Genomic DNA, 11,571 nt, shown 5'->3' on the forward strand with positions numbered 1-11,571 from the left:
AGAGATTTTAACAATTCTAATTCTAGCCAATGGGAAATTACATTGTTGTGCAACTCTCCAAACAATACAACTTCTTGTTTTTGTAATGATTTAAGCATCTTTTGGTAACTTATTTCCTTCCCTTTACCGTTGTATATCTTATAATTTTCTAGCTGCGCCAAACTGTTTAAAGCCAGTGTGAAAAGTGTTAGTAGTGTAAGTATCGCTTTCATGTTTTTTTTATTACAAATATAAGAGAGCTATACGAATTCGCTAATACCTATTTATTGTGATATAATTTCGAGATAGGAACTAAAGATTCGCCCTGTTTTCTTAGTCGTCTCGCATATATTGAGTATTTTTGATGCGCTAAAAAACAAAGTATGTCAGACGATAAAAAGATCATTTTTTCAATGGTTGGGGTCAATAAGCAGACACCAGCTGGAAAACAAATTCTTAAAAATATTTATTTGTCCTTTTATTATGGGGCAAAGATTGGAATCATAGGTTTAAACGGTGCGGGTAAATCTACTGTAATGAAGATTATTGCAGGTTTAGACAAGGCCTATACAGGTGATGTAGTTTGGAGTGATGGTTACTCTGTTGGTTACTTGCCACAGGAACCAGAATTGGATCCAAACAAGACCGTGAAAGAAATCGTAATGGAAGGTGTACAAGAAACGGTAGATCTTTTAAAAGAATACGAAGAAATCAATAATTCTTTCATGGATGAAGCAGTGTTGAATGATCCAGACAAAATGGATAAACTCATTGCGCGACAAGGTGAAGTGCAAGATAGAATTGATGCTGTTAACGCATGGGATTTAGATGCACAATTAGATTTAGCGATGGATGCTTTACGTTGTCCTCCAGATGATCAGAAAATTGAAAACCTTTCAGGAGGGGAAAGACGTCGTGTTGCCTTAACGCGTTTGTTGTTGAAGCAGCCTGATGTATTATTGCTGGATGAGCCTACTAACCACTTGGATGCTGAGTCTATTGACTGGTTAGAGCAACACTTACAACAGTATAAAGGAACGGTAATCGCCGTAACCCACGATAGATATTTCTTAGATAACGTTGCTGGATGGATTCTAGAATTGGATAGAGGTGAAGGTATTCCTTGGAAAGGAAACTACTCTTCTTGGTTAGAGCAAAAAGGTAAGCGTTTAAAAGAAGAAGAGAAACAAGAGTCTAAACGTCAGAAGATTTTAGCGCGTGAGTTAGAATGGGTAAAAATGAACCCGAAAGGACGTCATGCTAAGAATAAAGCGCGTTTATCGAACTACGATAAGATGATGAGTCAAGACATTAAGGAGAAGGAGTTGACTTTAGAACTTCCTATTCCTAATGGACCACGTTTGGGTAGTAATGTAATTGATGCAGAAGGTGTAGCCAAAGCATTTGGAGACAAATTATTGTACGATAACTTAAACTTCTCATTGCCTCCAGCAGGTATCGTTGGGGTTATCGGACCAAACGGTGCGGGTAAAACTACCATCTTTAAAATGATCATGGATGAATTGCAACCAGATGCTGGTTCTTTCAACATAGGTGAAACGGTAGAGATAGGATATGTAGACCAGACGCATAAAGATTTAGATCCAGAAAAATCAATTTTTGAGGTAGTTTCTGGTGGTACAGAACACATAGAAATAGGTTCTCAAAAGATGAACGCTAGAGCGTACATTTCTAAGTTTGGTTTCTCAGGAGCTGATCAGAGTAAGAAAGTTGGAGTGTTATCAGGTGGTGAAAGAAACCGTTTGCACTTGGCAATGACCATGAAGACGGAAGCAAACGTGTTGTTACTGGATGAGCCTACCAATGATATTGATGTGAATACCTTGAGAGCATTAGAGGAAGGGATTATGAATTTTGCGGGATGTGCCGTTGTGATTTCTCACGACAGATGGTTCTTAGATAGAATTTGTACACACATCTTAGCTTTCGAAGGAGATTCTGAAGTTTACTGGTTCGAAGGTACTTACTCTGACTACGAAGAGAACAAGAAAAAGCGTTTGGGAGATACTTCTCCAAAACGTGTGAAATACAGAAAATTGACAAAAAACTAGAACACACATTCATTCTTTAAATACAGAACAAATGAGCGTAAGAGATTTAGAACCAAAAGCGATGTGGAATAATTTTGCAGATTTAAATGCCGTTCCGCGTCCATCAAAAAAAGAAGAGAAAGTTATCCAATTCATGGTTGATTTCGGTAAGAAATTAGGATTGGAAACGAAAACAGATAAAATAGGTAATATCATCATAAAAAAGCCTGCAACTCCAGGTATGGAAGATAGACAAACCATCATCATGCAGAGTCACGTTGACATGGTGCACCAAAAGAACTCTGACAAAGTTTTTGATTTTGATACACAAGGTATTGAAATGAAAATTGAAGGAGACTGGGTAAAAGCAGAAGGTACTACGTTGGGAGCTGATAACGGTATTGGTGTTGCTTCTATAATGGCGATATTGGAATCTACAGATATTGCACACCCTGCAATTGAAGCAATGTTTACTGTAGATGAAGAAACAGGTATGACTGGAGCTATGGAGTTAGATCCTTCTAATTTCACCGGAACTATTCTTTTGAACTTAGATACTGAAGATGATGATGAATTAAGCATTGGTTGTGCAGGAGGTATTGATACGAATACATCTTATGTGTACGAATCAATCTCTACTCCGGCCGGGTCTAAAGCTTACAGAATCGAATTGAGAGGTTTGATGGGAGGTCACTCTGGTATGGATATCGATCAAGGTAGAGCGAATGCAAATAAATTAATGAATAGGTTGATGTACGATTCTCCTGTGAAATTAAATATTGCAAGCATAGATGGTGGTAGTTTGAGAAATGCTATACCTAGAGAATCTACAGTGGTTTTAACGATAGCTGAAATGGATGCTGAAGCATTCGAAAGCTACTTTGAAATGAAAACGGAAGCATTGGCTGAAGAGTTTGCGAGTATTGAAAAAGATATGAAGTTTTCAATCGCTGCTACAGATTTACCAACAGAAGTTGTTTCTGGTGCTGATACTACAAAGATTTTGCAAGCGGTACATGCAACGCATAATGGAGTTTTCAGAATGAGTCCGGATATTGAAGGTTTGGTTGAAACTTCTTCTTCTTTAGCTAGAGTTATTGTGAATGGTGGTAAGTTCATCACGCAGTCATTGCAACGTAGCTCAGTTGAATCTACAAAATGGGAAGTTGCAAACACGATTAAGTCTACGTATGAGTTATTAGGGGCAGAAGTTGTTCAGTCTGGAGACTACCCAGGATGGCAACCTAATCCAAACTCTAAGATATTAAAGACTATGGAGCAGTTGTACAAAGATATGTTTAACGAAGCTCCTCAAGTGAAAGCTTGTCATGCAGGGTTGGAATGTGGTATTTTGGGCAAACATTTGCCAAACACAGATATGATTTCTTTTGGACCGACAATTAGACAACCTCACTCACCAGATGAGCGTGTATCTATTTCATCTGTTCAAAAATTCTGGGGATACTTAATTGAAACCTTGAAGAATATTCCAGCCTAATGTTAGCTGATAATAGAGCTGAATTATTGAAATTAGCAAATATGAAAATGCCCTTTGGTAAATACCAAGGGCGTTTTTTAGTTGATTTGCCAGAGCCTTACCTTGTGTGGTATAGAAACAAAGGTTTTCCCAAGGGGAAATTAGGTGAGCAATTGCAGATCATGTATGATATTAAAGTGAATGGTTTGGAAGATTTAATTCGACCATTAGTAAGGAGGTAAGTGATTACCTCCTTTTTTTATTAGCTCGCTTTTCTACGATCGTTTATATTTTGCAAGGGTTTTAAGCCTGCTTTAATATGTTTCCATTTTGTGGGGTGCTTATCTAGGTAGTAAGCAATTCTGCTTGCATTTTTCTTAACGGCGTCAGTAATTGCTGGTGGACTAACTGGAGGTTCTAAATGTGCAGCAACATTCTTCCCTGTAATTTTGAGTCCGGCCATTAAACACTTCTTAGCACTTTCTTCGTAGCTATCTAAAATTTCAAGCGCTCTATCTTTTACCAATTCTTCTTCCGTATTCAAGTTGATATTGGTTAGATAGATAGCTTCTAGGATTAAGGAATTGCTTCCGAAATTCAAATTGTAAGCAATATCAATCGCTTCTTCAACAACAGTGTTTAGTTTTTCTGTGTTTAATTTTAATTCAGAAAGCTGCTCAACAAAGTCATTTTCTACATGTATAGATAATTGTAGTGCTTTACTTTTTTCAGCAACTATGCTACTGATCAATTGAGCAATGAAATCGCGCTGTAAGCTCTTCAATTCTTCCACTTCTAATTGCGTACGCTTATTTTGATCTTTTAACGCATGCTGTACTTGTGTGAATTGTTTCAAGGTTTTAGCTTCATCTACAATACGGTTATAGTCGAATAAAAATCCTTGGTATAACAGCGTAGAGATGATATCCTTTTCAGAAGCGTGAATACTTTCAAAATCGTTCACATGATTATAGAGGTTGAATTTGTGTGGAAATTCAATAAAGATCAAGTCCTTAAAACTGTCGTTGGCAGAATTAAAAGCTAAACAGAGGGTTCTGTTTTCGCGTTCGGAAGATAAATCTAACTGTGTAAGTTCAGGTTTAAAGCGTGTTTCCTCGAAGCCTACAGGTAGCCATCGGGTATTGCTTTTTGACTTTCGGTAATTCTGAAACTTAACGCGGTCACTTTCTTCTAAAACAATATTGTTGTGAAAGTCACTAATAATCATGGATTTACTTTCATTTACATACACCCCCTTAATAGAGGTTGCCATGGGGAGCATCTCTTTTGCTTTATTCATAAGGAATAAAATAGGGTGATATGTAGCGGAAAGCCTCATTTCTTAAGCAAAGATATTAAGAAAACTTAATTTTTTAGCAAATATTATTAAGTAAGCTTAATAATTATTAAAGATAGATTATTCTAGCTTAATTTCTAAATAATCAGCCTAAAACCTTAGTTTATTTGTGGTGTAGATTAAAAATTCCATCGCCATGATTAGTATTAGTTTAGACCAAGAAGTTAGAAATGAAGTTAAATTATTAAGTGTTGAATTAAAAACCTTAAGCTTAAAGTGTATAGGTACGCTTTATTTATTATTGATGAGCGTGAAGAATTTCGTACTCGAGTACATCGATAGTTTGAATGATTTTAGGTGGAGTAATATTCAGAAATGGGGTTTTGTAAATGTGTTAATTGAAAGAGCGTACAAGTTCTTTGGATTGGAAGATGCTGAGAAAAGAGCACGTGTAAAAGCTAAAATAAAAAGAGGAGTTAAGCGTACTTTTAAAAAGGTGTTGAAAGTGTTTTTATTCCCTTTAGTACTAGTGTTTTACATAATTTCAGTTCCTTTTGAGAAAAAAAATGAGAAAAATGTAAAAAACTGTTACAAGGTTTAGATTTCTGTTTTTCAATATGTTACATTGTTTTCTTTAAAGTTGTCATAGAATAATTTGTGTTAAAAATGTAAATTTTCCAACTTTTTTTGAAACTTCTCCTAACACCGTGTCGTACACTGAGTTATAAAATTTGACAAAATGATATTAACTGAAAATAAAGTAGGAATGAATACTGTGAATGTTGCTAAGAAAAAATTGGAAATGCACTACGCAAAAGGAGTAAAGAGCGAATTAAGCATTTTCGAAGTTGCTAATTTAATGGACCTTATCTCAAACAAAGAAGCGGTAGAGCAAATGGAAAGGCGCTCAATATTCTTTGGGTTCTCCAAAAATTAATAAATGCTCTTCTAAAAAATAATGATCCAAATGTAATCACGTTCTGTGATGTAAATACATGTCTTAATTCCAGGTGTGTATAAAATTCTATTTAAACGTTTTATTCTAAAGGGTATAGAAGGTGTTTATTAGCGTTCTGTATTGAAAGTGGCATATGCTATTTTAGCTTGTGTTACAATTGTAATTATTTAAGGCTTGCCTTTTTGTTATTTTTGTAAATCTATATGTTTGTGATATTTGTAATTCTTAATTACATTTGTTACATGAGTATACAAGACCGTTTAAAAATGATTATGAAGATGAACAATTTGAATGCAAGCTCCTTTGCAGACAAAGTAGGTGTTCAGCGATCTAGTGTATCGCATATCCTGAGTGGTAGAAATAAACCTAGTCTTGATTTTATTCAGAAAACCTTAAATACCTTCCCAAGGGTGAGTGGTGATTGGCTAGTTAGCGGTAAGCAACCTAGTAAAGAGCCGGCTGCTCAGGTCAACAATGCTAGCGGTCCAAAGGTTGAACCTAAAAACGAACAAGTAAGTGCAATAAATCCTGCACAAGCACCTCAAAGTTTAGCCCAAAAAAATACCGCCTCGCAAAAGACGGTAGAAAAAATCGTTTATTTCTATACGGATGGTACTTTCAAAGAGTATACTTCTTCTAGTGAAGAATAACTCCAGAACCTATTAATTCATCATTTTCATAGAACGCAGCAAACTGACCCGGCGTAATCCCTTTTTGATATTGCTCAAAGTAAATGTACATTCCATCTTCTTTCATTACCAATGTAGCGTCCTGAAGCGGTTGTCTATATCTTATTCTCACTTTTAACGTTCTTGTTTCCCCAGGAGTCAAAGAACGATTAGGATTAACCCAGTGTACTTCATCTTCTTTAATAAACAAAGCTTTTCTGTTTAATAAAGGATGATCTTCACCTTGTCCAGAGTATACAATATTGTTTTCTGTATCTATTCCAATTACAAAAGAGGGAAGAGGTCTTCCTCCGATATTCAATCCTTTACGTTGGCCAATCGTGTAAAAATGCGCACCTTGATGTTCAGCAACTTCTAGGGTTTCTGCGTTGTCTAATACAAATGGCTGTGCCAATTCTACAACGTTTTCAAGAGTGTCTTCAATTGAATTTTGCGTTTGTTTATCAAAGTGGTTGATATTGACCTCTAGTACCTTACCTTTTTTAGCTTCAAGCTTTTGTTGAAGGAAAGTAGGGAGTGAAATCTTACCAACAAAACATAATCCCTGACTATCTTTTTTGTTGGCAGTAACCAATCCGGCTTCTGTAGCAATGCGTCTAACTTCAGATTTTTGTAATTCTCCAATAGGGAAGAGTGCTTTAGATAGTTGCTCTTGACTCAACTGGCACAAGAAGTACGATTGATCCTTGTTGTTATCTAAACCTGATAGTAAACCAAAGCTTCCGTCTTCGTGTTCAACCTTTCTACAGTAGTGTCCGGTTGCCACGTAATCTGCACCTAGCTCCATCGCTGCTTTCATAAACACATCAAACTTGATTTCACGGTTGCATAAAACATCTGGGTTGGGAGTTCTTCCAGCCTCGTATTCCGCAAACATATAATCCACGATGCGTTCTTTGTAGTCTTTGCTTAGGTCTATAACCTGGAAAGGTATTCCCAATTGGTTGGCGATTAATAAAGCGTCATTACTGTCGTCTATCCACGGACAGTCATCTGATAAGGTAACACTTTCGTCATGCCAGTTTTTCATAAACATACCAATTACTTCATATCCTTGCTCTTGAAGTAAATGTGCTGTAACACTACTGTCTACACCACCTGATAAACCTACAACTACTCTTTTCATGATGCAAAAATAGTCAATTTAACAGAAGGTTATTGTCCTAAACATATCAATTGGTAAGAGGAGGGGTGATTTGGTGTTAGAGTTTACTTTTGTAATTAGATTGAGATGGATGAAGTTACACATTTGTAACTCTAAATGTTATTACAAATGTCGATAGGTTTAAACAGACGTGTTACTTCTGTAACATTTGTAGTGTAAACACAATTTAACATTTGTAGCTTAAAGCTGTAGAAACAATTGAGTATTTTCGTTGTATGAAAATCTACGCATCAATTCTAATTGGTTTATCTATTGCCTTCTTCGGAACTGCACAAGAAGATACAGTTGCCTGTGAGCAGGTCTATGTTAAGGGAAAGGTTTACGATACATTACAACCTCAAGGGTTTTATAATATGATGGTCATTAATAAATCTGAAGGTAAAGGTGTATTTGGTATGCCTAATGGTACTTTTTCTATGTACACCAAAAATGGCGATACCATAGCGTTAACAGTGAAAGAATACTCCAAACACAGCTATATAGTTGTAGCAGACAGTAATTGTCAATTTATTATTGATTTACCCTTATCACCTAAGGTTCAAGAATTTGATGAAGTTCGTATTTATCCACTTAAATCACTGGAGGAAATTAAAAAAGAAAGACAAGAGTTAAGTATGCGCGAAACGCGAACGGTAACAGGTATTAATGTTGTACAATCTCCGATCACTGCGCTTTATGAACGATTCTCCAAAACGGGTAAAGCCAAGAAAAAAGTGGCAGAACTGGAACATCAAGACAATATCAATGCTATACTTAAGGAATTGTTAAGGTTGTATGTATCTAATGATGTTGGAAATTTAAAGGAAGAACATTTCGCTGATTTTGTAGAGTTCTTAAACATTGATGAGAATTTCTTGAGGACCTCTACAGATTATGAGTTAGTTGTGTTTATTAATGATAAGCTCGAGCATTATAGATATTTCCATCCGGAGTACTTTAATACTGATGAAGAACAGGAAGGTGAAGCTAACCCGTCTCAAGAAAAGGATGCACAAGGAAGTGAAGATGTTGAAAATCAGGATAAAGAATAAGGTGTTACTTTTGTAATATGTTAGTTTTAGAAGATGTTGTAAAATGTAAACTTTGTAAAGATCGTTTAGAGCCCAATCCTATATTTCAAATTAACGAAAAAGCGAAGGTTCTAATTATTGGTCAAGCACCAGGTTTAAAGGTGCATCAAACAAAACTTCCTTTCAACGATGCAAGTGGAGATCGTTTGCGGGAATGGATGGGAATAGATAGAACTCTTTTTTATAGTGAACAGGTAGCCATACTTCCTATGGCTTTGTGTTATCCTGGTAAAGGTAAGAGTGGAGATAATCCGCCACCGAGTATATGTGCAAAGACCCATCACGAAAAATTGTTGTCACTTATGCCCAAAGTGGAGTTAGTGTTGTTAATTGGTGCTTATGCCCAGAGATACTATTGTAATGATAGCTATAAAAATCTAAGTGAGAGGGTGTTGCATTTTGAAGAGTTTTTACCGAGATATTTCGTATTACCCCATCCTTCACCTCGTAATAATATTTGGTTGAAAAAGAATCAATGGTTTCTAGAGCAGGCTATACCTGTACTCAAAGAAAAGGTCTACTTATTACTAAAGCAATAGAAATACTTAGAATAAATTGATTAACGAGGATTAAATCACTATCTTTGTGCCTCAATCTTCATAATGTTCTATTCAGAGCTATTGTAAGCCCTTCGAGATAAATACTCATGTTTCACTCAGGCATTTCGTTTGTTTTCAGCATTATTTCAGTTTGATTATTGTCTAATTTAAAAATAGTAAATGGCCAGATCCCAAGAGACTTTTAATAAAAAAGAGAGAGAAAAAAAGAAAAAGAAGAAACGACAAGAGAAATTACTTAAGAAGCAGGAAAGAAGAGATGACAACAACAAAGGAGTTGCATTTGAAGACATGTTAGCTTATGTTGATGAAAATGGACACTTAGTTGATACACCTGTTGACCCTTCTAAGAAAAAGAAAATTGACGCAAGTTCGATTGAAATTGGAGTTCCGAAAAGAGAAGAGGAAGAATACGATCCAATTTTTGAAGGGAAATTAGTATACTTTAAAGACGATAAAGGATACGGATTCATCAAAGATTTAAATTCTGAAGAAAAGTACTTTGTACACATCAATAACTTTATTGATGATATCCAAGAATTGGATAAAGTGAATTTTGAAATCGAGAAAGGACCACGTGGTTTTAATGCAGTTCGCGTTAAAAAGTGGAAGAAGAAAGAAGAGAAGCCAAAAGAAACACCAGAGGATAAGTCGAAAGAGACATCGTCTGATGAAGAAGAATAAAAGTAAAAGGGAGTTATTAAACTCCCTTTTTTTATACCTAATCTTTTCGCTTGTACCTTCTTATGATTAATCCTAAAGGACGGTCGTAATTGAAATAATTCTGTATCCAGTCTACTAAGGTGACAATCTTGTTTCTAAAGCCAACCAAAGAGAGTAGGTGAATGAGCATCCATACAAACCAAGCAAATGTTCCTTGGAAAGATATGGAGGGTAAATCAACTACTGCCTTTTTTCTACCTATGGTAGCCATAGACCCTTTGTCTTTATACTCGAATTTTTTCAACCCTTTTCCCTTTTGTAGGGCGATTAAATTTTTTGCCAATAAAGCACCTTGTTGCATAGAAACGGGAGCAAGCATGGGGAGTCCTCTTGGACTATCATCGTTGATGTTTGCAGAAACATCTCCAATGGCATAAATGTTATCATACCCCTGTACTTTGTTGTAGTCATCTACTTTAATACGGTTACCCGGAGCTACAATGTCTTTACTTAATCCATCGGGAATATTCCCTTTAACTCCGGCTGTCCAAATTACGGTTTCAGTTACAAAGTCATCTTTATCCTGAATTTGTAGGCGTGCACCGTCATAGTCTTCAACAAGAGTGTTTAATTCTACGACCACATCAAGTTTTTCAAGGTGTTTCTTAGCTGCTTTTGATGCGAGGGGTGACATTGCTCCTAATAAGCGATCTGAAGCTTCAAACAAGTGAATCTGCATCTGCGTGAAATCAATGTCAGGATAATCCTTGGGTAAAACCCATTTCTTCATTTCAGCCAAGGCTCCTGCCATTTCTATACCTGCAGGTCCACCACCAACGATAGCAACATTAATCAGTTCTTGTTGTTCAGTAATGGAACGAGTTAGCATGGCTTTTTCTAAGTTTTCCATGATAAAACTTCTGATGTCCAAGGCTTCAACTACTGATTTTAAGGAAAGTAATTTACCCTTTTTACTGTCGAAATTGAAGTAATTCGTAGATGATCCCGTGGCGATTACTAAGTAGTCGTAATGGATTAAACCAACACTTGTCTCAATTTTACTTTGATTGGTAAGGATGTTTTTGACTTCTGCCATCCTAAACTTAACATTGGAAATCTTCCTAAAAACGCGTCGTATGGGGTAGGCGATGCTGCCGGGTTCTAACCCACTGGTGGCGACTTGATAGAGAAGGGGTTGAAAGGTGTGGAAGTTGTTTTTGTCGATGAGCAATACATCAAACTCAGTGTTTTTTAGTGATTTTGCCAGTTGGATACCTCCGAATCCGCCGCCAATAATAACCACTCTTTTTCTAGCGTACATAATGTTACCTATGTGTTTAATACTAGCAATTAAAATTAAGCAGTTTTATATCATTCAACAAGGTTTTGGAGATTATTTCTTATCTTCAAAACCTCAATTGAAACAAGAGTGACGACGGGTTGCATATCTAATTGAAATACATGGAATTAAAGAAGATTTTTGAGAATAACCAGAATTGGGTACAAAGCAAATTAGATGTTGATGCTAATTATTTTGAGAATTTATCTAAAGGTCAGTCTCCAGAGGTGTTGTACATCGGTTGTTCCGATAGTCGTGTTACTGCAGAAGAATTAATGGGTGCTGCGCCCGGAGATGTTTTTGTACACCGTAACATAGCTAACATG

Annotated in this window: 14 protein-coding genes; 10 read left to right on the forward strand and 4 right to left on the reverse strand. The window is 36.1% G+C overall.

Annotated features, from left to right (window positions below):
• Window positions 1-212: ChaN family lipoprotein (locus tag AC22ZQ_RS07900; RefSeq protein ID WP_318958239.1), on the reverse strand; the 212-nt coding region annotated here is incomplete at its 3' end.
• A gap of 150 nt (window positions 213-362) precedes the next feature.
• Between AC22ZQ_RS07900 and ettA the strand changes: the two genes are divergently transcribed.
• The 3 genes from ettA to AC22ZQ_RS07915 are packed head-to-tail and all read left to right on the forward strand — an operon-like array spanning window position 363 to window position 3,749.
• On the forward strand, window positions 363-2,051 hold the full coding sequence (ettA, locus tag AC22ZQ_RS07905; RefSeq protein WP_318958240.1) for an energy-dependent translational throttle protein EttA: 1,689 nt from the start codon (window positions 363-365) through the stop codon (window positions 2,049-2,051).
• Window positions 2,052-2,082: 31 nt separating this feature from the next.
• The gene (locus AC22ZQ_RS07910) at window positions 2,083-3,528 is read left to right on the forward strand and encodes an aminoacyl-histidine dipeptidase (RefSeq protein ID WP_318958241.1); all 1,446 of its coding nucleotides are present in this window, start codon (window positions 2,083-2,085) and stop codon (window positions 3,526-3,528) included.
• Entirely contained in the window at window positions 3,528-3,749 is a 222-nt protein-coding gene (locus tag AC22ZQ_RS07915; RefSeq protein ID WP_318958242.1) for a DUF3820 family protein, read from the forward strand. Before AC22ZQ_RS07910 ends, AC22ZQ_RS07915 begins: the two co-directional genes overlap by 1 nt.
• A gap of 20 nt (window positions 3,750-3,769) precedes the next feature.
• On the opposite strand, the gene AC22ZQ_RS07920 is transcribed toward AC22ZQ_RS07915, so the two are convergent.
• Window positions 3,770-4,807: a hypothetical protein gene (locus AC22ZQ_RS07920; RefSeq protein WP_318958243.1), complete on the reverse strand. Its 1,038-nt coding sequence runs from the start codon at window positions 4,805-4,807 to the stop codon at window positions 3,770-3,772.
• 193 nt (window positions 4,808-5,000) lie between these two features.
• Between AC22ZQ_RS07920 and AC22ZQ_RS07925 the strand changes: the two genes are divergently transcribed.
• The 3 genes from AC22ZQ_RS07925 to AC22ZQ_RS07935 all read left to right on the forward strand — a co-directional run bounded on the left by AC22ZQ_RS07925 (window position 5,001) and on the right by AC22ZQ_RS07935 (window position 6,412).
• Complete coding sequence (locus AC22ZQ_RS07925) at window positions 5,001-5,405, forward strand: hypothetical protein (protein ID WP_318958244.1); 405 nt, start codon at window positions 5,001-5,003, stop codon at window positions 5,403-5,405.
• Window positions 5,406-5,543: 138 nt separating this feature from the next.
• A complete protein-coding gene (locus AC22ZQ_RS07930; RefSeq protein ID WP_318958245.1) occupies window positions 5,544-5,741 on the forward strand; it encodes a hypothetical protein in 198 nt (65 codons plus the stop codon).
• Between the two features lie 263 nt (window positions 5,742-6,004).
• A complete protein-coding gene (locus AC22ZQ_RS07935; RefSeq protein ID WP_318958246.1) occupies window positions 6,005-6,412 on the forward strand; it encodes a helix-turn-helix domain-containing protein in 408 nt (135 codons plus the stop codon).
• Here AC22ZQ_RS07935 and mnmA read toward each other — a convergent pair.
• Complete coding sequence (gene mnmA, locus AC22ZQ_RS07940) at window positions 6,399-7,577, reverse strand: tRNA 2-thiouridine(34) synthase MnmA (protein WP_318958247.1); 1,179 nt, start codon at window positions 7,575-7,577, stop codon at window positions 6,399-6,401. The two genes, AC22ZQ_RS07935 and mnmA, sit on opposite strands and share 14 nt — an antisense overlap.
• Window positions 7,578-7,831: 254 nt before the next feature.
• Here mnmA and AC22ZQ_RS07945 point away from each other — a divergent pair, with 254 nt between their 5' ends.
• The 3 genes from AC22ZQ_RS07945 to AC22ZQ_RS07955 all read left to right on the forward strand — a co-directional run bounded on the left by AC22ZQ_RS07945 (window position 7,832) and on the right by AC22ZQ_RS07955 (window position 9,927).
• On the forward strand, window positions 7,832-8,647 hold the full coding sequence (locus AC22ZQ_RS07945; protein ID WP_318958248.1) for a hypothetical protein: 816 nt from the start codon (window positions 7,832-7,834) through the stop codon (window positions 8,645-8,647).
• Window positions 8,648-8,664: 17 nt separating this feature from the next.
• On the forward strand, window positions 8,665-9,225 hold the full coding sequence (locus tag AC22ZQ_RS07950; protein WP_318958249.1) for a uracil-DNA glycosylase family protein: 561 nt from the start codon (window positions 8,665-8,667) through the stop codon (window positions 9,223-9,225).
• A 180-nt stretch (window positions 9,226-9,405) separates the two neighbouring features.
• Window positions 9,406-9,927, forward strand: coding sequence for a cold-shock protein (locus tag AC22ZQ_RS07955; RefSeq protein WP_318958250.1), 522 nt, complete (start codon window positions 9,406-9,408; stop codon window positions 9,925-9,927).
• A gap of 37 nt (window positions 9,928-9,964) precedes the next feature.
• On the opposite strand, the gene AC22ZQ_RS07960 is transcribed toward AC22ZQ_RS07955, so the two are convergent.
• A complete protein-coding gene (locus AC22ZQ_RS07960; RefSeq protein ID WP_318958251.1) occupies window positions 9,965-11,227 on the reverse strand; it encodes an NAD(P)/FAD-dependent oxidoreductase in 1,263 nt (420 codons plus the stop codon).
• Between the two features lie 140 nt (window positions 11,228-11,367).
• On the opposite strand from AC22ZQ_RS07960, the gene AC22ZQ_RS07965 reads away from it, so the two are divergent.
• On the forward strand, window positions 11,368-11,571 hold a 204-nt coding region (locus tag AC22ZQ_RS07965; protein WP_318958252.1), incomplete at its 3' end, for a carbonic anhydrase.

This window comes from Lishizhenia sp. (genome assembly GCF_057456495.1).